Here is a 24,387-nt window from a genome sequence, read left to right as displayed (position 1 = left end):
ATGGTTACTTCACGACCACATTTTCTCCGCCCAGCAGCTCCTTCAGTTCTTCGACGAGGGCTGGATGGATCACGCAGGGGGTGGACAGCAGCTTGCCGGTATCGGCACAGCGGATCACCAGCTGCTCCGTGCCGGGGAACATGGTGAGTACCAGTTTGATCCTGCGCCAGCGGGAGTCCTCCAGGCTGGGGATACGGATGTATAGCTTTTTGATCTTCAAAGTGGGCTGGTCCGGCTCCTCGTAACCGTCCCGCAGGTGGTCCAGAGGTTGTACCCGGTCACACATGAGCTGGGGGGCCTTTTCGTCCCGGACGGAGATGCGGCCCTCTGCCAGCAGCGGCACATTTTCCTTCAGATAGGGGCCGCACTCGCCCAAAGCCCGGGCAAACACCAGCATCTCCATGGAGCCGGTGTCGTCCTCCAGGGTGACATAGGCCATCAGAGTGTTGTTGCGGGTGGTGCGGGTACGGGAGGCGGACACCACACCGGCAATGGTCACCCGCTGCTCGTCCCGGAAGGTGGTGGGCCCACCCTCCTGGGCGAAGTCGGAGAGAATAGCGCCGATAGAGGCTGCCTTTCGCTTTTTCACCAGGTCCCGGTACTCATCCATGGGGTGACCGGATAGGTACAGGCCGGTGGTTTCCTTCTCCATGGTCATTAGCTCCCGGCGGGAGAACTCAGGGATGTTTTTCAGATTGAGCTGGGGGGCGGACTGGGGCTCGTCTCCGCCGCCGCCGAAGAGGTCAAACTGTCCCTCCAGATTTTTGCGCTTGTTCTGAGCGATGGAGTCCACCAGAGACTCATAGGCGTCCAGCAGCTGGGAGCGGAAGATTCTCATACTGTCAAAAGCGCCGCACTTGATGAGACTCTCCAGCACCCGCTTGTTCAGGTCAGAGTCGAACATCCGCTGACAGAAGTCGGGGAAGGAGGTGAACGCCCCCTTCTTTCGTTCTGTCAGTACGTCATTGATAAAGCCACGGCCCACGCCCTTGACGGCCACCAGACCGAAGCGGATGTGGTCGCCGGACACGGTGAAGTCGGCCCCCGACTCGTTGATGTCCGGGGGGAGGAGAGGAATGCCGCAGTCCTTGCATTCGGCGATGTACTCCGCCACCTTTTCGCTGGAGTCCAGTACCGAGGTGAGGAGGGCGGCCATGTATTCCTTGGTGTAGTGGCACTTGAACCAGGCGGTGTGGTAGGCCACAATGGCGTAGCTCACCGCGTGGGCCTTGTTGAAGGCGTACTGGGCGAAGGCCTCGATCTCGTCATAGATGTCCTCGGCGGTCTGCTGGGGGATGCCGTTTGCCATACAACCGGCAATATTCCGCTCGGGGTCGCCGTGGACAAAGGTGTGCCGCTCCTTCTCGATCTGGGCCTTCTTCTTTTTGGAGATGGCCCGGCGCACCATATCGGCCTGTCCCATAGTGTACCCCGCCAGCCGGCGGAAAATCTCAATGACCTGCTCCTGATACACGATGCAGCCGTAGGTCACCGACAGGATGGGTTCCAGGGCGGGGTGCTTGTATTTCACCTTGTCCGGGTTGTGTTTGCAGGCGATGAACCGGGGGATGGAGTCCATGGGGCCGGGGCGGTAGAGGGCGATAATAGCGGTGATATCCTCGATGTTGTGGGGCTTCAGCCCCACGCACACCCCGGTCATGCCCGCCGACTCCATCTGGAACACGCCGGAGGTCTTGCCGTCGGACAGCATCTGGAATACCTCCGGATCGTTGTCCGGGATGTCGGCCAGAGAGAAGCCGGTACGCTTCTGGGCCACCAATTTCACCGTGTCGTCCAGGATGGTCAGGTTCCGCAGGCCCAGAAAGTCCATTTTCAGGAGGCCAAGCTCCTCCAGGGTGGTCATGACGTACTGGGTGACCACCGACTCGTCGTTTTTGGCCAGAGGTACATAGTCCATCACCGGGCGGCGGGTGATAACCACGCCAGCGGCGTGGGTGGAGGCGTGGCGGGGCATTCCCTCAATGGCCTTGGCGGTGTCGATGAGCTCCTTTACCCGCCCGTCTCCCTCGTAGAGGTCCTTCAGGGGCTTGGACAGCTGGAGGGCCTGGTCCAGGGTGATGTGGAGGGCACCGGGGCCACTGGGTACCTGTTTGGCCACCGCATCCACGTCGGCGTAGGGAATGTTCAGGGCCCGGCCCACGTCCCGGATGGCCCCTCGGGCGGCCATGGTACCAAAGGTGACGATCTGAGCCACGTGGTCCTCGCCGTACTTGCGCTGTACGTACTCAATAACTTCCTGCCGCCGGCGGATGCAGAAGTCGATGTCGATATCGGGCATGGTGACACGTTCCGGGTTGAGGAATCGCTCGAAGTAGAGGGAGTATTTCATGGGGTCCACATCGGTGATGTTCATGCAGTAGGCCACCATGGAGCCTGCCGCCGAGCCGCGGCCGGGGCCCACCGGGATACCCTGGCTTTTAGCATACCCAATAAAGTCGGACACAATCAGGAAGTAGTCCACAAAGCCCATCTGGCGAATGACGCCCATCTCGTAGGCCAGACGGTCCTGGTACCCCTCGGGATTGTCAGGGTAGCGGCGGGCGTACCCCTCCCGGCACAGCTTCTCAAAATAGGCGTCCCCGTCGGTGTAGCCCTCGGGCAGCTTGAATTCCGGCAGGTGATAGGTGCCGAACTGGAAGTCCATATTGCACAGATCGGCGATCTTCAGGGTGTTCTCCACCGCCTCCGGGTAGTCGGGGAAGAGGGCGGCCATCTCCTCAGTGGATTTTACATAGAGCTCACTGGTCTCCATTTTCAGGCGGTTGGGGTCGTCCACCGTCTTGCCCATCTGGATGCACATGAGGGTGTCCTGCATCTGGGCGTCCTCCCGGCGGAGGTAGTGGGCGTCGTTGGTCACCACCAGGGGGATACCGGTCTCCTGGTGGATGCGGATCAGCCCCTGGTTGATGGCGGGGTCATTGGGCAGATTGTGATCCTGGAGCTCCAGGTAATAACCGTCCTCCCCAAAGAGCTCCCGCATTTCAAGGGCGATGGCCTTGGCGCCCTCGTAGTCCCCCGCCAGGATGCGCCGGGGCACCTCGCCGGACTGGCAGGCCGACAGGGCGATGAGTCCGCCGCAATGCTGGCGCAGCAGCTCCTTGTCAATGCGGGGGCGGATGTAGAAGCCTTCGGTAAAGGCGCAGGAGTCCAGGTAGCACAGGTTGCGGTAGCCCTCCTCGTTACGGCAGAGGAGGATCAGATGGTACATGGCGGCATCCAGCTCATGGACCCGGTCGGTACGGCCGCGGGGAGCCACATAGACCTCGCAGCCGATGATGGGCTTGATTCCCTCCGCTTTGCAGGCCTTGTAGAAGTCCACTACGCCGTACATGACCCCGTGGTCGGTGATGGCCACGGCGGGCTGACCCAGCTCCTTCACCCGCTTGACCAGCAGGGGGATGCGGCAGGCGCCGTCCAGCAGGGAAAACTCGGTATGGACGTGCAGGTGGACAAAGGACATGGGGATACCTCCTTGGGGACGTGAAAATAATGGGTTATTGTTTGGAAAGTTCCATCAACTTGCGCAGTCGGTGATTGAACGCGGATTTGCTGACCGGCGGATCGCACAGCTCGGCCAGCTGGGACAGGGTGAGCTCCGGATGGGCCATACGCAGGTCCACCGCCTCCTTCAGCTTGTCCGGCAGATTTTCCAGCATACCCCGCTCCTCCAGCTTATAGATGGCCTCGATCTGGCCCTGGGCGGCATCCACCGCCTTGTCAAGGTTAGCGGCGTCGCAGTTGACCCGGCGGTTGATGCTGCCCCGCAGGTCCTTCTCCGCTTTGGCGTTCATCAGATCCATAGCCGCCAAGGGGGACCCCATGGCGGTAAGAAAGTCCTCAATGGCGTTGCTCTGCTTGAAGTAGGTAATGGCGTTGGCCTTGCGGCGGCTTTCTTTGGGAGAGAAACCCATCTCCAGCAGCAGGGCGTGGAGCTCCCGGCTTACCGACAGGTGGGAGGTGGCCAGTTCCAGATGATAGCGCTTGGCCGGGTCGGTCACCGAGCCGCCCGCCAGAAAGGCGCCACGAAGAAAGGCGGTACGGCAGTGATCTTCCTCCAGAACGGCGTAATTGATGTGGTGGACCAGCGCCTCCGACGGATCGTGTCCAAAAACAGACCAGAGGGCGGACAGCTTGTCCGGAGCGGTGATGGAAAAGATGCGCTTGCCCGCCCCCTCTGCGGGCAGGCGGTCAAAGCGCACCTGAAAAGCCTTTTGAAACAGTTGGGGCAGCCGGTCGGCAAACTCCGGCGACTCGGTGGTGATACGGACCTCGGTGGGGGTGGACAGGGAGCAGTAGAGCAGTACCCCGTAGGCTTCCGCCTGGGCACAGCACTTCCGGTTGAGGGGGGCGCGGCACAATTCCGCCTTGACCTGAGTGGAAAAGGACATGATACGCCCTCCTTACAGAATCCGGGTGGAGGCCCGCTCCTGGTAGAGATCCATCACCGCGGCGGACAGCCGGGCAAAGGAGTGGCGGGCATAATCCAGGGTTTCAGAGGCCAAAGGACGGGTGACCAGCTCCACCCCCAAAGCCTCAATGGCCTCTTTGTCCACGACGATGGGAGTGGCGTCCTCCTCCTTGTACCGCTCCAGCAGGCCGGGACGCACCGGGGCGGAATTGCACAGACAGATATCAATGAGGCAGGGACCGGAGTGGCGCAGCAGCGCTTTCACATGGTCGGAGGCGGTCATGCCCTCGGTCTCGCCGTCCTGAGTCATAATATTGCAGATGTAGATCTTCAGAGCCTTGGAGGCGCATACCGCCTCAGAAATGCCGTCCACCAGCAGATTGGGAATGACACTGGTATACAGGGAGCCGGGCCCCAGCAGGATCAGGTCGGCCTCCTGGATGGCACGGATGGCCTCGGGCAAGGCTTTGGGGTGCTCGGGCAGCAGGCGCACACCCTGGATGCGGCAGTCCTGGGCCTTTTTAAAGTCGCTGATCTTGGATTCGCCCTGGACTCTGGTGCCATTCTCAAAGGTAGCCTCCAGTACCACGTCGGCGTTGGTCACAGGCAGTACCCGGCCGGTGATGGCCAGAACCTGGCTCATTTTGGATACCGCCTCGTCAAAGGAGCCGGAGATCCCATTGAGGGCGGCCAGGATCAGGTTGCCGAAGGACTGGCCGGTCAGGTTGCCGGAGCCCTGGGGGAAGCGGTAGGTGAGCAGCTGCTGCATCAAAGGCTCGGCATTGGCCAGAGCCTCCATGCAGTGGCGGATGTCTCCCGGAGGGGGCATCCCCAGATCCTGCCGCAGCATACCGGAGCTGCCGCCATCGTCGGCCACGGTGACGATGGCGGTCAGATTCTTGGTGTGGTTTTTCAGACCGCGGAGCATGGTGGACAGACCGGTGCCGCCGCCGATGGCGACGACCTTGGGCCCCTGGGCCCAGCGGCGCTCATAAAAGGACTGATACACGGCGGCTCCTCCTTTATGCCCGGGTCATGTCCCGGTGATTTTCGGTGGCCTGATAGCCCTTCTGCTTGATGTACTCGGCCAGCGCGTGGGTAATGGCTACCGAGCGGTGCTGTCCGCCGGTACAGCCCACGGCGATAACCAGGGCGGCCTTACCCTCCGCCACATAGAGGGGGAGGAGGAAACCAATGAGATTCTCCAGATAGTTCATAAATTCGGTGGTCTGGCGATAGCCGAACACAAAGTCGTATACCCCGTCGTCCAGTCCGGTCTGATGGCGCAGCTCGGCGATGTAATAGGGATTGGGCAGGAAGCGTACGTCAAACACCAGATCGGCCTCGATGGGAATACCGTACTTGAAGCCGAAGGAGATGACGCTGACACTCATCTCGGGGGTATCGCCACCGTGACCGAAGAGGCGCAGCACCTCCCCGCGTAGCTTGGCGGTGGAGAGAGCGGAGGTGTCGATGATGTATTCCGCCCGCTGGCGGACAGGGGAGAGGACGGTGCGCTCCAGCCGGACGGCCTCGTCCAGGGAGTGGGCGGAGCTGGCCAGGGGGTGGCTGCGCCGGGTCTCCTTGTACCGCTTGATGATGGCCTCCACGCTGGCCTCCACAAAGAGGATCTTGTACTCGCACCCCATCTCCTGGAGGGCGTCCAGGGCGGAGAACAGCCCGTCGAAGGTCTGACCGCCCCGGATGTCGGTGACCAGAGCCACCCGGTCATACCGGGAGGGATTTGCCATACACAGCTCGGCAAATTTGGGGATCAGGGGGGCGGGCATATTGTCGACCACATAAAAGCCGATATCCTCCAGGAAGGAGGCGGTTTTACTCTTGCCTGCGCCGGACAGGCCGGAAATAATAATAAAATCCATAGGAACTCACCTCAAAAACCCAAAAACTTCACTTCTGGTTCCAAAGTAATGCCGGTCTCGCGGAGTACGGTGTTCTGGATCAGCTCCATCAGCCGGCGTACATCGTCGGCGGTGGCCCCACCGCGGTTGACGACAAAGCCGGCGTGCTTTTCCGATACCTGGGCACCGCCCACGCCCACGCCTTTCAGGCCGCACTGCTCAATGAGAGCGGCAGCAAAGTGGCCCTCGGGGCGTTTGAAGGTACTGCCCGCGCTGGGCAGATCCAAAGGCTGCTTGGAACGGCGCTTTTGGGCCAACTCATCCATTTTGGCTTTGATTGCAGCGGGGTCTCCGGGGGTGAGGGCAAACTCGGCCTCCAGAATGAGCCATTCCGGATGGTCGGTAAACAGGCTGTGCCGGTAGGTGAGGGCACACTCCTCCACAGGCAGAGTGACCACGTCGCCAGCCTCGTTGAGGAAGGTGACGGAGGTCAGAACCTGAACCAGCTCGCCGCCGTAGGCGCCGGCGTTCATGGTGACGCCGCCTCCCAGGGTACCGGGGATGCCGTGGGCAAACTCCAGGCCGGTCAGGTCCCTGCCCAGGGCCGCCATGGCCAGCCGGGCCAGGGGAATACCGCTCTCCGCCCACAGACGGTGGTTTACCTCCCGCACATCATCCAACCCGGAGGTTTTCAGGACAAAACCGTTATACCCCTGATCGGACACCAGCAGGTCGCTGCCGTTGCCCAGAAAGAAAGGGGAGATGTCCAGCTCTTTGGCCGCCTGAACCGCGGCGATGGCCTCCTTCCGGCTTCTGGGCAGGGCGATCAGCCGGGCGGGACCGCCGATGCGGAAGGTGGTATAGGACGACATAGGCTCCTGCTCCCGCAGTTCCAGCTGAGGGACACGGCGGCGCAGTTCCTGAATCAGAGTATCAAAACGGTCCATAGGGGCCTCCTTACAGTTTTGCATACTGGTATTATATCAAAAAGAGGGGGAAATTAGAAGTTCTTATCCCAGGCCAAAGGCATCAAACTCCGCCTGGCTGCCCCGGAATACGTTCAGATCAATAAGGGGCTGAGCGCCGGTATAGCCTTCCAGTTTTGCGGAGTGGGAGTACTGCCAAAAGTGCCACCGGGGAACCAGAGGGAACACCGTGGGACTGGAGCACCACACCGGATAATCCGCATATTTGGCGTCGGTGAGGTAGCTGTAGTAGGAGCGGTAGGTTACATAGAGAATGGGCTTGACTCCGTAATGCGCCTCCAGCCGTGCCAGCAGAGGGTCCAGAATGCTCTGGACCTGGGCTTTCTCCGGCGGATTCTCCAGGTATTCGCCGTAAAATTCAATATCCACCACCGGAGGCAATGCCCCATCGGTGACCGGGACCATGGAAATAAAGTTGTCAGCCTGGGTCTCCCCGGGGCTGTCATAGCTGAGGAAGTGGTAGGCGCCGGGCCGGACTCCGGCTTCCAGGGAGCCGTTCCAGTTGGAGGCAAACTGCTTGTCCTGAAGGAGGGAACCTTCCGTAGCCTTGATAAAGGCAAAATCTACCCCCTGGCTGGCCAGGGCGTGCCAGTCCACCGTCCCCTGATAGGAGGATACGTCCACACCGAATACCTCCCACTGGTCCGGGTTGGATTCGTGGGAGTACAGGATCAGCCCGCGCCAGCGCAGGAAGAAAAAGCCCAGCAGGAGGATTGCTCCCACCAGAAGAAGGATCAATATCGTGCGCCGCAGAATGCGGAAAACTCGTCTCAAAAAGCATCACCAAACAGAATAGGGATTCAATAGACAATATGATACCCGTATGCGTGGGAAAAGGCAAGCAAAAACCAACGGGATACCGCGTTGGCGGTATCCCGTTTGGGAAAGGTTACTGCTTTTTAGGGGACAGGAGCAGACCAAGCAGGATGCCCACAACGGCGGGAAGCACCCAGCCCAGCCCCATGGAAGCCAGAGGCACATAGGTCAGGAAGGAGAGGGGGAGGCCAATGCCCTGGAGGGCATAGAGCAGGCTGGCCACGCCGGTAAACAGAATGGCCACCGGATAGACCAGCCGCTCTCCTTCCAGCCAGCGCTGGAAGGAGGATAGGGCAATGAGCACGATAGCCATAGGGTAGAGCACCCCCAGCACAGGGGCAGAAACGGAAATGATCTGGGCCAGACCGGCATTGGAGATCACCATGCTGACCACGGCGAACAGAATTGCCCAGCCCCGGTAGCTGAGACGGGGGAAGAGCTTGTGGAAGAACTCGCCGCAGGAGCTGATCAGACCGACGCACACATTGAAGCAGGCGATGATGAAGATGGCGGCCAGCAGGGCGTTACCCAGAGGACCGAACAGCAGACCTACCACATTGGTGAGAGCGGCAGCACCGTCGGTGGGGTTGGGGACTGCGCCGCCGGACAGCGCGCCGATGTGCGCCAGCATGGCATAGACCACCAGCAGCATGGCCCCGGCAATGAAGCCGGAGCGGATGGTGCCCTTGACCACAGCTTTGTCCTCCCTGACTCCTCTGGCCTGGATATTCACCGCGATCACAATACCAAAGGCCAGCGCGGCAATGGTGTCCATGGTCTGGTAGCCCTCCAGGAAACCCTTGATCACCGGGTGAGTCACATAGTCGCCGGAGGCGGCTCCATAGCCGGACAGGGGATTGACCAGGCAGCCGGCAAAGGTGACCACGATGAGGAGCACCAGGATGGGGCAGAGGATCTTGCCCAGCCGGTCGGTGAGCTTTTCCGGCCGCAGGGCAATGACCAGAGCGGCGGCAAAGAACACCAGAGAGTAGATCAGCCGGAAGAGGGACAGAGGAGCATCCGGTCCGGCAAATGGGGGCACCGCCATCTCAAAGGAGGTGGTGGCGGTACGGGGAATGGCCAGGCAGGGACCGATAGCCAGATAGGCGGCGATGGTAAAGGCCTTGGAAAAGAGAGGATGGACCCGACTGCACAGGGTATCCAGACCACCGGCGCGGGCCACTGCCACTACGCCCAGCACCGGCAGGCCAACAGCGCTGATGGCCAGGCCCAGAAATGCGGGCCAAGTGGCGGTTCCGGCCTGGGCGGCAATGCCGGGCGGGAAGATCAGATTGCCTGCTCCGAAAAACATGGAGAACAGCGTGAGGCCCACCAGAAGCAGGCTTTTGCCCTTAAGCTGCATAATATCCTCTCTTTCTGCGGGAGAGGGCCTTACCGGCCCCAATGTGGATTTGGTATGGAAGTAAAAACAGCGGCATACCAGTGGTATGCCGCTGTTTTCTTACGTAGTGCGTCAATTAGCCCTGGGAAATAGCACCCGTGGGGCAGGTGTCGGCACAAGTACCGCAATCGATGCAGGAACCGGCGTCGATCACGTAGTGGTCATCGCCCTGAGCGATAGCACCGACGGGACAAGCGCCCTCGCAAGCGCCACAGCTCACGCAAGCGTCGCTGATGACATAGGCCATTGGATACACCTCCAAACTTCAAAGCTAACGATATTGTACCATAACTTTTCAAAATTGCAATGCTAAAATGTGTGTACCATGGGTATATTTTTTTCTGGCGGGAAAAATGATAACTGCGATGCGCAGCCGGAAGGGAGAGATCCGATGGACAGAACATCGAGGTTCCGCATGGAAGCGGCAGGGGATCTGACCCCTGAGCTGAACGGGGCTCCGTGCAGCGGGGCCCATCCGCATAGAACAAAGGAAAAGGGGCGTGGCACAAGGTATGAAGCCCGTCAAGAAAAAACGCAGGCTCTTCCCCTGGAGGAAGGGATGGCGAAGCGCCGGCATGAATGAGACCCGGTTTACCCAGCGGGCCCAGGCCGCGCTTCGGCTGGCTCAGGAGAGCGCGGCGGAGCTGGGCCATGGCTATGTGGGCAGCGAGCACCTGCTGCTGGGGCTGGCTGGGGAGGGCCGTGGCGTGGCCTCCAAGGTGCTTTTGGCCGCCGGCCTGGAGCCGGAGAAGCTGAAAAAGACCGTGGCCCAGCTGGTGGGGGTGGGTACGCCGGGCGCTGCCCCCTCCCAGGGACTGACCCCACGGTGCAAGAAGATCATTGAACTCTCCCTCACCGAGGCGGTGCGTCTGGGCCACCAGTATGTGGGCACGGAGCACTTGCTGCTGGGTATCCTCCGTGAGGGGGACGGCGTGGCGGTCCGGGTGCTGGACGCCGCTGGGGTGGAGCCCCGCCGTCTGCGGGGCGACCTGTCCGCCGCCATGGGAGGGGAGGCGCCGCCGCCTCCCTCCTTTCGGGGCAGCGGCAAGCCCCGTACCGAGCGGGATTATCCCGGCGAGTCCAAGGTGCTGGAGCAGTTTGCACGGGACCTGACCCGGTTGGCGGCTGGCGGTCAGCTGGACCCGGTGGTGGGGCGGGACAAGGAGATCCGGCGGGTGATCCAGATCCTGTCCCGGCGGCAGAAGAACAACCCTGCCCTCATCGGAGAACCTGGCGTGGGCAAGACGGCGGTGGCCGAAGGCCTGGCCCGAATGATGGTGGCCGGAGAGGTACCGGAGGAGCTGCAGCGCAAGCGGCTCATCTCTCTGGACCTGTCTGCCATGGTGGCGGGGACCAAGTACCGGGGCGAGTTTGAGGAACGGGTCAAAAACGTCATGTCCGAGGTTCGACGGGTGGGGGATGTAATCCTCTTCATTGACGAGCTCCATAATATTGTAGGGGCAGGCTCCGCCGAGGGGGCCATCGACGCGGCCAATATCATAAAACCAGCTCTGGGCCGGGGAGAGATCCAGGTCATCGGCGCCACAACCACCGAGGAGTACCGCAAATATATTGAAAAAGATGCGGCCCTGGAGCGGCGGTTTCAGCCGGTACTGGTGGGAGAGCCCGATCAGAAGACGGCGGAGGCCATCCTCTTTGGCCTGCGGGATCGGTATGAGGCCCACCACCGCATCACCATCAGCGATGGGGCGATCACCGCTGCTGTGGCCCTGTCCAGCCGATATATCGGGGATCGCCGCCTGCCTGACAAGGCCATCGATCTCATGGATGAGGCGGCGGCCCGGGTGCGGCTGGACCGGCTGGCGGCCCCTCCCGATCTGCGGGAACTGGAGAGCAAGGTGGCCCGGGCCAGAGGGGAAAAGGAGGAGGCCATCCGCAGCCAGGACTTTGAGAAGGCCGCCATGCTCCGGGATGCGGAGGAGGATTTCCGCCGGGAGCTGGACCAGCAGAAGGCCCTGTGGCGGGCAGGCCAGAATACCGGCGCCGTGACCGCCGAGGATGTAGCGGCGGTGGTATCGGGGTGGACCGGCATCCCGGTCACCACCCTGACCCAGGCCGAGAGCGATCGCCTGCTCAAGCTGGAGGAGGACCTCCACCGCCGGGTGGTGGGACAGGAGGAGGCCGTCAAGGCGGTGGCCCGGGCGGTGCGCCGGGGCCGGGTGGGCTTGAAGGAGCCGGAGCGGCCCACTGGCTGCTTCCTGTTCCTGGGTCCCACCGGCGTGGGTAAGACGGAACTGAGCCGTGCCCTGGCGGGGGCCCTCTTCGGCAGCGAGGAAGCCCTGTTTCGATTTGATATGTCGGAGTATATGGAAAAGCACGCCATCTCCCGGCTCATCGGCTCCCCGCCGGGCTATGTAGGCCATGAGGAGGGAGGACAGCTCACCGAGAAGGTGCGGCGGCGGCCTTACTGTGTGGTGCTCTTTGATGAGATCGAGAAGGCTCACCCTGACGTGTGGGGCATTCTGCTCCAGATCATGGAGGACGGTGTGGTCACCGACTCCCAGGGCCGCAAAGCCGACTTCCGCAACGCGGTGGTGGTGCTTACCTCCAACGTAGGTGCGGCCAAGATTACCGCAAAGGGCAGCAAACTGGGCTTTTCCGCTGCCGAGCACCGGGACGGTGAGACCCGCACCCCGGAGGAATTGCGCAGTGCAGTGCTGGAGGATTTGAAAAAGGTATTTCGACCGGAATTTCTCAACCGTCTGGACGAGACCATCGTCTTTACCCAGCTGGGCCGCAGCGAAATCAAAGCCATTGCCTGCCGCCTGCTGTCCCAGGTGGGGGAGCGGCTCAAAGCCCTTGGGGTGACGCTCACCTGGACTGACGGGGCGCTGGAGGTGCTGGCCAGGCTGGGATTCGACCCTGACTATGGGGCACGGCCTCTTCGCCGGGCCATCCGTACCCAAATAGAGGACCCGGCAGCCGAACTGCTGCTGGGCGGCAAGGTTGGCCGGGGAGATACCCTGGTGGTGGATCAGGCCGGTAAAAGTCTGACCCTGCACAGACAGGAAGCAGAAAAGGAGAAGGAACCATGCGAAAACAACTGATGATCCCTCTGGCGCTTCTGATGCTCGTCATGGCGGGCTGCGGAGACAAACAGGAGGAGAAAAAAGACCTGACGGCGGAGGAAAGGACTGTGCTCTATCAATCCGCCATTGAAAACGCCAGGGATGCGGAAATGAACGAGGCGGTGCCTGCCATAACCTCGGAAGAGGCGGATCTGGCTCCCGCCATCTTTGGCCTGATTGGTGTGACGGAGGGGGATATGCAGGCCTATGCCATTGCCATCTCTCCCGTCAATGTCAAGGCCTATGGCATTTCGGCCATTCTGCCCGCCGAGGGCCGGGAGGCCGTGGTGGTGGACGGATTGCAGGCCTTTATTGACCGACAGAAGAGCAATTTCCAGACCTACCTGGCCGATCAGTATGCCATCGCGGAAAAAGCCAGGCTGGAAACCCTGGAGGACGGCACAGTGCTGATGGTTATGTGTGAGGATTCCGACCAGGTGCTGGACACCATTAAAACGGCCATAGAGGCCGGTACCTGATCAGAGGGCAACCCTTGAAAGCAGCGGCTTTCAAGGGTTGCGGCTTTTTCGGGGATGTAATATAATAGGAACGTCCGTAATCAATGAAGTGGAGGCCTGTTTATGCAAGCAAGAGCCAGCGGGATCCTGCTTCCCGTATTCTCCCTGCCGGGGCCTTACGGCATCGGCACGCTGGGCAAGCCGGCCCGGCAGTTTATCGACTTTTTGGCGGCTGGAGGTCAGAAATTCTGGCAGATCCTGCCTCTGGTACCGCCGGGCGGGGGTAATTCCCCCTATATGTCCCCCTCGTCCTTTGCCGGAAACCCCCTGTTTCTGGATCTGGATGAGCTGGCGGAGGAGGGACTGCTGACCCAGGATGAACTGCGGTCTGCCTGCCGGGACAATCCGGACCGGGTGGATTATGCCTGGCTTCACGAGACGCGGCTGCCTCTGCTGCGGAAGGCGTTTGAGCGGGGACGTGCAAAGTATGCCGCTCAGCTCAAGGAATTTGAAGAACAGGAGGGGGACTGGCTGCCCGATTACGCCCTCTTTTTGGCGCTGAGGGAGCACTTCGGCGGCAAGGAACTGGCTGACTGGCCTGACGAAGTTCGACTGCGTCAACCCAAGGCCATGGAGCAGTACCGGGTGGAACTGGCGGAGGCGTGCGCCTTCCAGGTTTTCCTGCAATATCTGTTCTTCCGCCAGTGGAAGGCGGTTAAGACCTATGCCAACTCCAAGGGTGTTTCCATCATCGGGGATCTGCCCATCTATGTCTCTCCCGACAGCGCCGAGGTATGGGGCAATCCGGAACTTTTCCAGCTGAAAAAGGATATGCGCCCCTCCGGCGTGGCCGGTGTGCCGCCGGATGCCTTCTCTGACAAGGGCCAGCATTGGGGCAACCCTCTGTACGACTGGGATTATCACAAAAAGACCGATTTTGCCTGGTGGAAACGCCGGGGCGCCCATATGGCCCGGTTGTACGACGTGGTACGTATCGACCATTTCCGGGCCTTCCATACTTACTGGTCCATCCCCGTGGGAGCCAAGGATGCCCGGGAGGGCCACTGGGAGAAGGGGCCGGGCAACGACCTGTTGGACGTGCTGAAAAACGTACCCGGCCTGGCCCTCATCGCTGAGGATCTGGGGGACCTGGACGCCGACGCCCTGGCCTACATCGCCCAGAGCGGCCTGCCTGGCATGAAGGTGCTGGTCTATGCCTTCGACCCGGTGGGGGAGAGCGCATATCTGCCCCACAACTGCCCCCGGGACGCGGTGATGTATACCGGCACCCACGACACTCCCACCTTTGTCCAGTGGCTCTTTACCGAGGCTAACCCGGACGAGCGGCAGTACGCCTTCGACTACCTGCGGCTGCGGGAGGATGAGGGCTTCGGCTGGGGTGCTGTGTGCGGGGCCTGGATGTCTCCGTGCCGGCTGGCCATCGCTCCTTTCCAGGACCTGCTGGGCCTGGGTGGGGACGCCCGGGTCAACGCCCCCGGCACTTTGGGAGATCAGAACTGGTCCTGGCGGGTGCGCGCCGATGCCCTTAATCCAACGGTATCTGGAAAGCTGGCCGGGATCACCCGTACGTATCGGAGATAACGTCAAAAACTGCCTGCCGCAGTCCTGCGGCAGGCAGTTTTTTGCTTATTGGGAAGCTATCAGAGCATTGGACAAACTGGAGATTGTCTTAAAGTTTTAATACGGCAATCTGTTCCTCTCCGTCTTTTTCTCCGGTCTCTATAAATCCAAAAGAGGCATACAGCGCTTTGGCTACCACATTTTCTGGCTCATATGACAGCCAGCAGTAATCAGCTTTACCGCAGGGAAATGTTCGGATAAAACTTAGCGCAAGTTCTAGCGCCTGTTTCCCGTATCCCCTGTTTTGATGGTTCTTATCAATCATCAATCTCCACAGGTTATAATTCCCATCTGCTATGGCAGGCGCATCTTTCCAGTAATCATCTTTATCATAACCGATCATCACAAAGCCGACGGGATTATTACCTTCAAAAATTCCAAACGGGAAAGCATATCCATTGGATGTAATAGCGATATACGCTTCGATCATGCTGATATCATTGCTGGCAACAAAACTTTTCTGAATATCTGAGACATTTAACTTTAAAATGTCCCAGATATTTTCACCGTTTATTTTTTCCAGATGAATCATTTTATTTACCTCTGCAAATCCCGATTCTCTGCTAGAAAAGTCAAATATGATCTCAACAGAAAGACTCATTGAAATTCCAGACTGACATCTCCTGTGCCGCTGGTCAGGGAGAGAGACCGGTCCCCATTGCCGCCCGTGGCGGTAAAGGTGAAGGGAGCCGCTGTCTCCCCATTCAAGCGGATGTCGCCGGTGCCTGTGCTCAGCTGCCAGGCGTAGTCGGACTGACTGCCTGTGACCTTCAAAGTTACATCGCCTACGCCGGTGGAGAGGTCGGCCGTCCCCAATGGAGCCGACACATCCAGATCGCCTACGCCGCTTTCGACGCTCAGCTTGCCGCTGACGGTGCAGCCATCCCAGTCCACATCGCCCACGCCGATGCCTAGATCCGCCTGCTCCAATGCTGTGCCCTTTGGGACAGTGATCAGGATCCGCACATCAGGAGAACTTTCGCCGGAGGCGATGTTGTCCGAGACGCTCCAGACAGAGAGGGTATCGCCGTTCTGGCTGTACTTCAATTTCTGCGTGGTGTCGTAGCGGCTGTCCCACCCACGGTTGATCAGACGAAGGTGCCACTGGTCGCCTTCCTCCACCTGAACGTTGCCCAGGCCTATTGAAATGTCCAGTTTTGTGAAGGGGTCCACTTCGCCCTCCCAATCGCCCTGAATGTCAGGGGTTTGGACGGCGTCCGCCGTTTGGCCGGGAAGGAGGACAGAGTCGGAGGGATCGGGCCGGACCAGGAGAAAATAGAGGAGAAGGGCCAGAACGACAGCTCCGCAGAACACTATGATTGGTAAGAAAGCCCGATTTTTTTGCTTGCCAGGTTGGGGCGCAGGCACCTCTGCGGTCGGCTCATTCCGATCCTTCAGCACTTGCTCCGCCACCGAGGCGGGGGAGCCCAGACGCTCAGCAACGGTCTCCTCATCCTCTTCAGAATCGGCAAAATAGGCCTCATAGTAGGAGAGCACATCGTCCAGTTCCTCCGGCGGCAGCTTGCCCGCCAGAATGTCATGCAGTTCTTTTAAAAATTCTGCCTTATTCATGGTTCTCCTCCTTTTCCCCCAGCAGAAGCGCCTCGATCTGGCTGCGGTAGCGTACCCATTCCTCTCGATAACCGGACAACAGCGCCCGACCGGCCGGTGTGATGGCGTAATAGCGCCGGTTGCGGCCCTGAAAGGGCTTGTCGTAGACGGTGAGGCAGCCGCTCTGCTGCAGCCGCCTGAGGACGGGGTATAGGGTGGATTCCGATAGCTCCACCTGTTCTTTCATGCGCTGGGTCAGACGGTAGCCATAAGTGTCCCCCTCATCCAGAACCGCCAGTACACAGGCATCCAGCAGAGGAGCGCCCAAAGGAAAGGTCATATCCAAGGCCTCCTTTCATTCTAATAATATTATATGACGTATAATATTGCTTGTCAACATAGATGCTGCGGTCAGAAGGCGTTGGTAAAAATGCGTCAGCGGCCTAGGATAGAAGTCGGATTTTTAGGCACAATTCTTTCCGGATACGGAACATCCTGTATTTTCGAGGTTTGGTCTTGTAAAAAAATTTTTTTTGTTATATTATGATGGATACGAAATTCTTTATAATAAGGATACCAGGTGAATCTATGAGTCTGCGGATTGGAATTGACATTGGTTCCACCACGGTAAAAGTGGTGGTGTTGGACGAGGAGAACAAGCTGCTCTTCCGCTCTTATGAACGGCACTACTCCAAGGCCAGAGAGCGGGCAGCGGAGACTCTGCGTTCCATCGAAGAAAAGCTGCGGGGCCAGCAGGTGCGTATTGCCATCACCGGCTCCGCCGGTCTGGGCGTGGCCAAAGCGGCGGACATCGACTTCGTGCAGGAGGTGTACGCCACCGCTGCCGCTGTCAACACCTACATACCGGATACGGATGCCGTCATCGAGCTGGGCGGCGAGGACGCCAAGATCATCTTCTTTGGCGGTGCACTGGAGGAGCGGATGAACGGCTCCTGTGCCGGCGGTACCGGTGCTTTTATCGATCAGATGGCCACTCTGATGAACGTCACGGTAAACGAGTTGGATCAACTCTCTCTCAAACATGAGAAGATCTATCCCATTGCCTCCCGCTGCGGCGTGTTTGCCAAGAGTGACATCCAGCCTATCCTAAACCAGGGCGGACGGAAAGAGGACGTAGCGGCCTCTATCTTCCAGGCGGTGGTGGACCAGACGGTGGCCGGTCTGACCCAGGGCCGTGAGCTCAAGGGTAAGATCGTCTTTCTGGGCGGCCCCCTCCACTTCCTGCAGGGCCTGCGTCAGCGCTTTGTGGAGACCCTGAAGCTGGACGAGGCCCACGCCATTTTCCCGGAGGACGGCGATTGCTTTGCCGGCATCGGCGCGGCCCTGTGCGCCACCGATTTTGCCGAGTGCTCCTTTGACGAGATGCTGGACCGGCTGGAGAAGAGCGTGGATAATGTGGGTCTGGTGGATACCATGCCGCCTCTGTTCCAGAACCAGGCTGAGTATGATGCCTTCCTGGCCCGCCACAATGCCATGCATCCCCCGGAGGTGGACATCAACACCTATTCCGGCGATGCCTGGCTGGGCATTGACGCCGGCTCTACCACCACCAAGATGGTGCTGATCACTGCCGATGGCGGTCTGCTGTACACCTACTACCACTCCAACCTGGGCAACCCGGTGGCCATTGTGCTGGACCAGCTGAAGGAGCTTTACAACCTGTGTGGTGACCGCATTGTCATTAAGGGTGCGGCTGTCACCGGCTACGGTGAGGATCTGATCAAGAACGCCTTCTCCTGCGATGCCGGTCTGGTGGAGACGGTGGCCCACTACAATGCCGCCCGTCACTTCAACCCCGACGTGGATTTCATCATCGATATCGGCGGCCAGGATATGAAGTGCTTCAAGATCCGCAACGGCGCTGTCGATTCCATTATGCTCAACGAGGCCTGCTCCTCCGGTTGCGGCTCTTTTATCGAGACCTTTGCCAAGGCGCTGGGCTACAACATCGCCGACTTTTCCAAGCTGGGGCTGCTGGCCCAGCACCCGGTGAACCTGGGCTCCCGCTGCACCGTGTTCATGAACTCCTCGGTGAAGCAGGCCCAGAAGGACGGTGCCAGCGTGGAGGACATCTCCGCCGGCCTGTCCATCTCCATCGTGAAAAATGCCGTGTATAAGGTTATCCGCGCCGCCAATGCCGACGACCTGGGCAAGCACATCGTGGTACAGGGCGGTACCTTCCATAACGACGCGGTGCTGCGTGCCTTTGAGCTGGAGCTGGGCCGCAATGTGACCCGGCCCACCATCGCCGGCATCATGGGCGCTTTCGGCGCGGCACTGGCTGCCCGGGATCTCCATCTGGACAAGAGTTCCATCCTGACGGCGGAGGATCTGAAGACCTTCTCCCACACAGCCAAGCCGGTGACCTGCAACCTGTGCACCAACCACTGCTCTTTGACCGTCAACACCTTTGACGGCGGTCGGCGGTTCATCTCGGGCAACCGGTGCTCCCGGCCTCTGGGCAAGGAGCGCACCGAGAACCCCGACCTGATGCACTATAAGTACAAGCGGCTGCGGGCCCTTCACGGCAAGGGCGCCGGCAACGGCGTCCGGGGCCGTATGGGCATCCCCTTTGGCCTGAATATGTACGAGAACCTGCCCTTCTGGTTTGAGTTCTTTACCCGCCTCAACTTTGAGGTTGTGCTGTCCCCTGAGTCCTCCCGCAAGCTCTATCTGAAGGGTCAGCACACCATTCCCTCCGATACGGTGTGCTATCCCGCCAAGCTGCTCCACGGTCATGTGGAGGCCCTGGTGGAGGAGGGGGTGGACGCCATCTGGTACCCCTGTATGTCCTACAACAACGACGAGGGTATCGGTGACAACCACTATAACTGCCCGGTGGTGGCCTATTACCCTGAGCTGCTGGCTGCCAACGTGCCCATGCTCAAACAGACCAGGTTCCTCAATCCCTATGTGGGCTTGTGGCGCCATAAGGACTTTACCAAACGCATTGCCGTGATCATGGAGCAGGAGTTCAACATCCCCAAGCGGGAGACTGAGGCGGCTGCCAAGGCGGCCTACACGGCCTATGACACCTACATCCACGATGTGCGGGAGACGGGCAAGCGATACATTGAGTATGCAAGGGCCCATGATATGCCCATCATTGTGGCCTGCGGCCGGCCCTACCACATTGACCCGGAGATCAACCACGGGATCAATGATCTGATTACCTCTTTCGGGTTTGTGCTGGTTACCGAGGACGCCCTCAGCTATCTGGAGGGTTACGCGCCCCGAAAGGTGCTCAATCAGTGGACCTTCCAGTCCCGGATGTACAATGCCGCCCGCTATGTGTGCACCCAGCCTGATATGCAGGTGGTACAGCTGGTCAGCTTCGGCTGCGGTACTGATGCCATTACCACCGATGAGATGCGCGACATTCTGGAGAGCGGCGGTAAGCTGTACACCCAGCTGAAGATCGACGACATCAGCAATCTGGGCGCCGTTACCATCCGGGTCCGTTCTCTGATGGCGGCTATGGACGCCCGAAAGCACCAGGACTGAGAAAGGAACCTTCGTTACTATGGCAGAACTGATTTATGACAAGACGGGGCGGCTGCTGTTCACCAAGGAGATGAAGGAGGAGTATACCATCCTCTTTCCCACCATGCTGCCCGTTCACTTCGGCCTGATCGCCCGGATTATCGAGCGGGAGGGCTATAAGCTGGAGATGCTCACCACCAACCACCGCAACATCGTGGACGAGGGGCTCAAGTACGTCCACAACGACACCTGCTACCCCGCCCTGCTGGTCATCGGCCAGCTCATTGACGCAGTGAAGAGCGGCAAGTACGACCCCCACAAGGTGGCCCTGCTCATCACCCAGACCGGCGGCGGCTGCCGGGCCTCCAACTACATCCACCTGCTGCGCAAGGCTCTGGTGAAGGCGGGGCTGGAGTATATCCCCGTCATCTCCCTGAACCTGTCCGGCCTGGAGCACAACCCCGGCTTCAAGCTCAATCTGGACATCATCCGCAAGGCCATCTTCGGCCTGATGTATGGCGATATCATCGTCCAGTCGGCCAACCAGGTCCGCCCCTACGAGGTGGAGGAGGGCCAAACCGAGCGCACCATCGAGGAGGTGGAGAACCACCTGCTGGAGGAGATGGAAAAGGGCAAGGGCCTGTCCTTCAAGAGCATGGTGGAGAACTTCGACCACATCGTGGCCGCCTTCAAGGCCATCCCGGTACAGGGCGAGCCCAAGGTCCGGGTAGGCGTGGTGGGGGAGATCTACATCAAATACTCCCCCCTGGGCAACAACAATCTGGAGCAGTTCCTCCTCTCCGAGGGGGCGGAGCCGGTGGTGCCCGGCCTCACCGACTTTATCATCTTCAAGATTTATAACCGGGAAGTGGACGTGGATATCTACGGCGGGAAGCTGGCCAAAAAGGCCGCCTGCGCCGCCCTGCGCCACTACATTGAGAAGTGCCAGCGGGCCATGATTGATGCCATGAAGCGAGGCGGCTTCCGTGCCCCCGGTACCTTCCAGGATCTGCGCCGGCTCATCAAGGGCTATCTGGGCGAGGGCAACAAGATGGGGGAGGGGTGGCTGCTTACCGCCGAGATGCTGGAGCTCATCCACTCCGGCACCCCCAACATCGTTTGCACCCAGCCTTTCGGCTGCTTGCCCAACCACATCGTGGGTAAGGGCATGATCCGCAAGCTGAAGGACGACTATCCCAACTCCAACATTGTGGCCATTGACTACGACCCAGGTGCCACCAAGATCAACCAGGAGAACCGCATCAAGCTGATGCTGGCCAACGCCCGGGCTCTGGCCCGGCAGGCGGCTCAGCAGGAGCCCGAGATGGCAGGGGAAGAGGTCCATGTCTGATCCCCTGCGATTTGTAGATGCCTGCTCAGAAGTGCATTTTGCCGCCATGAGTGCCATCCATTGCAGAGGCTGGAGGGCGGCCTATCCGGGCTTTGTGCCGGAGGACTACCTGAGCGAGGTCATCACGGAGGAGCATTGGATTCCGTTTTTCCGGGAAGACTACGCCACCAAGAGATGCAAAGGGCTTTTGCTTTACGAAAATGATATTCCTGTAGGGTGTTGTAATTACGGCCCCGTCCGCAGCGGCCCCAGTCCCCGCCAAAGCGAAGGATTGGTAATTGATTCCTCCAACTACAGCGGATGGGGTGAGGTGATTTCCCTTTACGTTGAGCCTGCCAGAACCGGTTGCGGGTATGGAGGATTGCTTCTGGAGGAGGCGGCTCGTCGCCTGAAAGAGGCGAGCTATCCAGGCTGTACGCTGTTTGTTCTGAAGGAGAATGAAGGGGCCCGCCGGTTCTATGAGCGGCACGGCTTTGCATGGGACGGCACCATTCAAAAGGTGCCCTTTCCTCATGATATGGTGTGCAATGATTTGCGGTATATCAAAACTTTATAAGTATCCAGCGGGCTGCCACGCCGCTGGAGGAGAATAGATCGGGGCGTGCGTCAGCACGCCCCGATTTTTACAGAAAGAGAATCATTGGAGGAATTTGGGTGGAAGAGAACAAGATGGCGGTGATGCCGGTACGCCGGTTGCTGATCAATATGTCCTGGCCCATGATGCTGTCCATGCTGATCCAGGCCCTGTATAATCTGGTGGACAGCCTTTTTGTGGCCAACCTGAGCCGAGACGGTTTTGAAGCGCTGGCGCTGGTATATCCGGTGCAGACACTGATGATCTCGGTATGTGTAGGCGTAGGTGTGGGCTTCAACGCGCTGCTGGCACGCAGACTGGGGGAGCGGCGGCAGGCGGAGGCCGATCAGGTGGCGGCCAACGGCTATTTTGTCTACTTTGTCTGCTGGCTGGTCTTTCTGATCCTGGGAGTTGGTTTTGCCCGGCCTTTCCTGTGCCTGTTCTCAGATGTGCCTCAACAGATTGAATATGGAGTGCAGTACCTCTCCATTGTCACCGGCCTCTCCATCGGTGTGTGTATGCAATTTGCCGGCGAACGTACCCTGCAGGCCACAGGAGATACCGTGGGGCCCATGATTATTCAGGGTATCGGGGCGGTGGTCAACCTGATTCTGGACCCGCTGTTCATATTCGGCATCGGCCCCTTCCCGCGGCTGGAGGTTGCGGGGGCCGCTTTGGCTACCGTTCTGGGTCAAATTGTGGGCCTGGTGGCCAGCTTCTGGATGGTGCGGCGCAGCAAGGTGGTGAAACTCTCTTTCCGGGGCTTCCGGCCCAACGGGGAGATCATTCGTATTATGTTCAAGGTGGGCTTTCCTGCCATTGTCATGCAGTCGCTGTCCAGCGTTATGAACGTTGGCATGAACCTGATCCTGCGCCTGTTTACTCCCTTTGGCGTCTTTATCCTGGGTGCTTATTACAAGATCCAGTCCTTTATCTTTATGCCGCTGTACGGCATGAACAATGCCTTGGTGCCCATCGTCAGTTTTAACTACGGCGCCAAGAGCAAGGAGCGCATCACCGGCACGGTGCGCTTTGCTATGGTGCTGACGGTAATCATTATGGGTGTGGGGACCTTGTTCCTGATTTTCCTGGCTGGACCGCTGATGACTCTGTTTGACGCCGACGGTGAGCTGCTGGCGGCTGGTGCGGTGGCCCTTCGTATGGTTGCGCTCTCCTTCCTGTTTGCCGGCATTTCCATTATCCTGTGTTCTGCGCTGCAGGCCCTGGGATCTGCCAACGCCAGTCTGCTGATTTCTTTGCTGCGGCAGGTGATTTTGCTCTTTCCGGCGGCGCTGGCCTTCGGCTGGCTATACACGGATCTGATATGGCTGGCCTTTTTGGTGGCAGAGGTGATTTCCTGCGGAGTGGCGCTGCTGCTCTATCGGGTGGTCTATCACAAAAAAATATCCGTATTGCAATAAAAAATGCTGGCCCGCGCAAATGCGCGGGCCAGCATTTTTTATTGTATGAACGATCAGTTACCGCCAAACTCATGGAAGAAACGGTCGTGGATGACCTGCACGGCCCGATCCGCCTCAGGCAGATCCACCAGGACGGATACCTTGATCTCGCTGGTGGAGATCATATTGATATTGATCCCGGCGTTATACAGAGCCTCGAACATCTTGGCGGCCACGCCGGGGTTATGGATCATACCGGCGCCCACAATGGAGACCTTGGCAATGGAATCATTGACGTCGATATGGTCAAAGCCCAGCGCACCCTTGTGGGCCTCCAGAATCTCCTTGGAGCGATCCATATCCTGCTTGCCCACGGTAAAGCTGATGTCCTTGGTGTTGTTGCGGCCGATGGACTGAAGGATAATATCCACGTTCACCTTCTCTTTTGCCAGCAGAGAGAAGATCTTAAAGGCGATACCGGGCTGGTCGGCCAGCCCCACAACGGCCAGACGGGCCACGTTCTTGTCGCAGGCCACCCCGCTGACGTGCATTTTTTCCATGGTTTTTGCAACCTCCTTGACTTTGGTGCCGGGCTTGCCGGAGAAGCTGGAGAGAACCTCCAGATTGACGCTGTAGCGTTTGGCCATTTCCACCGAGCGATTGTGCAGGACCTGAGCGCCCAGAGTAGCCAGTTCCAGCATTTCATCATAGGTGATCTCTTCCAGCTGGAAGGCGCCGGCCACATGGCGGGGATCGGCGGTGAACACGCCGTCCACATCGGTGTAGATCTGGCACAGATCAGCGCGGAGGGCAGCAGCCAGGGCCACGGCGGAGGTGTCGGAACCGCCCCGGCCCAGCGTGGTGATGTCGTCGTACTTGTTCAGACCCTGGAAGCCGGTGACGATGACGATGGCCTTCTTATCCAGCTCAGCCAATACACGCTCGGTGTCCAGCCGCTTGATGCGGGCGTCTCCGTAGACGGAGTTGGTGCGGAATCCGGCCTGCCAGCCCGTCAGAGAGATGACAGGATAGCCCATGGCCTCGATGGCCATGGCGCACAGAGAGCAGGAGATCTGTTCGCCGGTAGAGAGAAGCATATCCATCTCTCGCTTGGAGCCGTTGGGGTTGATCTCGGCGGCCTTGGCGATCAGGTCGTCGGTGGTGTCCCCCTGGGCGGAAAGCACGGCCACAACACTGTGGCCCCGGCGGTAGGTCTCGGTGATGATGCGGGCCACGTTGCGGATGCGGTCTGCATCAGCCACGGAGCTGCCGCCGAATTTTTGTACAATGAGTCCCATTGGCGTTTGTACCCCCTAAATCAGGT

At 59.6% G+C, this 24,387-nt stretch carries 19 protein-coding genes; 7 read left to right on the top strand and 12 right to left on the bottom strand.

What is annotated here, in order from left to right:
• Window positions 1-4: 4 nt before the first annotated feature.
• The 8 genes from B5F94_RS00910 to B5F94_RS00875 form a co-directional block, all read right to left on the bottom strand.
• On the bottom strand, window positions 5-3,481 hold the full coding sequence (locus B5F94_RS00910) for a DNA polymerase III subunit alpha (RefSeq protein WP_087326693.1): 3,477 nt from the start codon (window positions 3,479-3,481) through the stop codon (window positions 5-7).
• Between the two features lie 34 nt (window positions 3,482-3,515).
• Complete coding sequence (whiA, locus tag B5F94_RS00905) at window positions 3,516-4,409, bottom strand: DNA-binding protein WhiA (protein WP_087326691.1); 894 nt, start codon at window positions 4,407-4,409, stop codon at window positions 3,516-3,518.
• Window positions 4,410-4,421: 12 nt separating this feature from the next.
• The gene (locus tag B5F94_RS00900) at window positions 4,422-5,438 is read right to left on the bottom strand and encodes a gluconeogenesis factor YvcK family protein (RefSeq protein WP_087189249.1); all 1,017 of its coding nucleotides are present in this window, start codon (window positions 5,436-5,438) and stop codon (window positions 4,422-4,424) included.
• Window positions 5,439-5,451: 13 nt separating this feature from the next.
• A complete protein-coding gene (rapZ, locus tag B5F94_RS00895; RefSeq protein ID WP_087189250.1) occupies window positions 5,452-6,312 on the bottom strand; it encodes an RNase adapter RapZ in 861 nt (286 codons plus the stop codon).
• 11 nt (window positions 6,313-6,323) lie between these two features.
• Entirely contained in the window at window positions 6,324-7,238 is a 915-nt protein-coding gene (gene murB, locus B5F94_RS00890; RefSeq protein ID WP_087326688.1) for a UDP-N-acetylmuramate dehydrogenase, read from the bottom strand.
• Between the two features lie 63 nt (window positions 7,239-7,301).
• Window positions 7,302-8,051 carry a glycoside hydrolase family 25 protein gene (locus tag B5F94_RS00885; RefSeq protein WP_087326684.1) on the bottom strand — a complete coding sequence of 250 codons (750 nt, stop codon included), beginning with the start codon at window positions 8,049-8,051 and terminating at the stop codon, window positions 7,302-7,304.
• A gap of 115 nt (window positions 8,052-8,166) precedes the next feature.
• Window positions 8,167-9,456 carry a branched-chain amino acid transport system II carrier protein gene (brnQ, locus tag B5F94_RS00880; protein ID WP_087326681.1) on the bottom strand — a complete coding sequence of 430 codons (1,290 nt, stop codon included), beginning with the start codon at window positions 9,454-9,456 and terminating at the stop codon, window positions 8,167-8,169.
• A gap of 115 nt (window positions 9,457-9,571) precedes the next feature.
• Entirely contained in the window at window positions 9,572-9,742 is a 171-nt protein-coding gene (locus tag B5F94_RS00875) for a DUF362 domain-containing protein (protein WP_087189254.1), read from the bottom strand.
• 328 nt (window positions 9,743-10,070) lie between these two features.
• Here B5F94_RS00875 and B5F94_RS00865 point away from each other — a divergent pair, with 328 nt between their 5' ends.
• The 3 genes from B5F94_RS00865 to malQ all read left to right on the top strand — a co-directional run bounded on the left by B5F94_RS00865 (window position 10,071) and on the right by malQ (window position 14,644).
• Window positions 10,071-12,563, top strand: coding sequence for an ATP-dependent Clp protease ATP-binding subunit (locus tag B5F94_RS00865; RefSeq protein WP_087326678.1), 2,493 nt, complete (start codon window positions 10,071-10,073; stop codon window positions 12,561-12,563).
• Window positions 12,548-13,063 (top strand): DUF4358 domain-containing protein, encoded by a 516-nt coding sequence (locus B5F94_RS00860; protein ID WP_087265544.1) that lies wholly within the window; start codon window positions 12,548-12,550, stop codon window positions 13,061-13,063. The genes B5F94_RS00865 and B5F94_RS00860 overlap by 16 nt, the downstream gene beginning before the upstream one ends.
• A gap of 102 nt (window positions 13,064-13,165) precedes the next feature.
• A complete protein-coding gene (gene malQ, locus B5F94_RS00855) occupies window positions 13,166-14,644 on the top strand; it encodes a 4-alpha-glucanotransferase (RefSeq protein WP_087326675.1) in 1,479 nt (492 codons plus the stop codon).
• A gap of 88 nt (window positions 14,645-14,732) precedes the next feature.
• Here the strand turns inward: malQ and B5F94_RS00850 are convergent, their stop codons facing one another.
• The 3 genes from B5F94_RS00850 to B5F94_RS00840 form a co-directional block, all read right to left on the bottom strand.
• The gene (locus B5F94_RS00850) at window positions 14,733-15,215 is read right to left on the bottom strand and encodes a GNAT family N-acetyltransferase (protein ID WP_087266053.1); all 483 of its coding nucleotides are present in this window, start codon (window positions 15,213-15,215) and stop codon (window positions 14,733-14,735) included.
• 65 nt (window positions 15,216-15,280) lie between these two features.
• The gene (locus B5F94_RS00845) at window positions 15,281-16,255 is read right to left on the bottom strand and encodes an HAAS signaling domain-containing protein (RefSeq protein ID WP_087326673.1); all 975 of its coding nucleotides are present in this window, start codon (window positions 16,253-16,255) and stop codon (window positions 15,281-15,283) included.
• Entirely contained in the window at window positions 16,248-16,574 is a 327-nt protein-coding gene (locus tag B5F94_RS00840) for a PadR family transcriptional regulator (protein ID WP_087265538.1), read from the bottom strand. The genes B5F94_RS00845 and B5F94_RS00840 overlap by 8 nt, the downstream gene beginning before the upstream one ends.
• Before the next feature lie 248 nt (window positions 16,575-16,822).
• Between B5F94_RS00840 and B5F94_RS00835 the strand changes: the two genes are divergently transcribed.
• The 4 genes from B5F94_RS00835 (at window position 16,823) to B5F94_RS00820 (ending at window position 23,084) form a co-directional block, all read left to right on the top strand.
• Window positions 16,823-19,759, top strand: a complete 2,937-nt coding sequence (locus B5F94_RS00835) for an acyl-CoA dehydratase activase (RefSeq protein ID WP_087326670.1) — start codon at window positions 16,823-16,825, stop codon at window positions 19,757-19,759.
• 19 nt (window positions 19,760-19,778) lie between these two features.
• Window positions 19,779-21,089 (top strand): 2-hydroxyacyl-CoA dehydratase, encoded by a 1,311-nt coding sequence (locus B5F94_RS00830; protein WP_087326667.1) that lies wholly within the window; start codon window positions 19,779-19,781, stop codon window positions 21,087-21,089.
• Entirely contained in the window at window positions 21,082-21,645 is a 564-nt protein-coding gene (locus B5F94_RS00825; RefSeq protein WP_087265533.1) for a GNAT family N-acetyltransferase, read from the top strand. The genes B5F94_RS00830 and B5F94_RS00825 overlap by 8 nt, the downstream gene beginning before the upstream one ends.
• Window positions 21,646-21,743: 98 nt before the next feature.
• A complete protein-coding gene (locus tag B5F94_RS00820; protein WP_087265530.1) occupies window positions 21,744-23,084 on the top strand; it encodes an MATE family efflux transporter in 1,341 nt (446 codons plus the stop codon).
• A gap of 53 nt (window positions 23,085-23,137) precedes the next feature.
• Here B5F94_RS00820 and B5F94_RS00815 read toward each other — a convergent pair whose 3' ends face one another.
• On the bottom strand, window positions 23,138-24,361 hold the full coding sequence (locus B5F94_RS00815; RefSeq protein ID WP_087189413.1) for an aspartate kinase: 1,224 nt from the start codon (window positions 24,359-24,361) through the stop codon (window positions 23,138-23,140).
• Between the last annotated feature and the right edge of the window lie 26 nt (window positions 24,362-24,387).

Origin of the sequence: Flavonifractor sp. An4, from assembly GCF_002161755.1 — a bacterium.
Lineage (GTDB): Bacteria > Bacillota > Clostridia > Oscillospirales > Oscillospiraceae > Flavonifractor > Flavonifractor avicola.
Note: the sequence above shows the minus strand (reverse complement) of the source record. Positions and strands in the feature narration are given on the sequence as shown.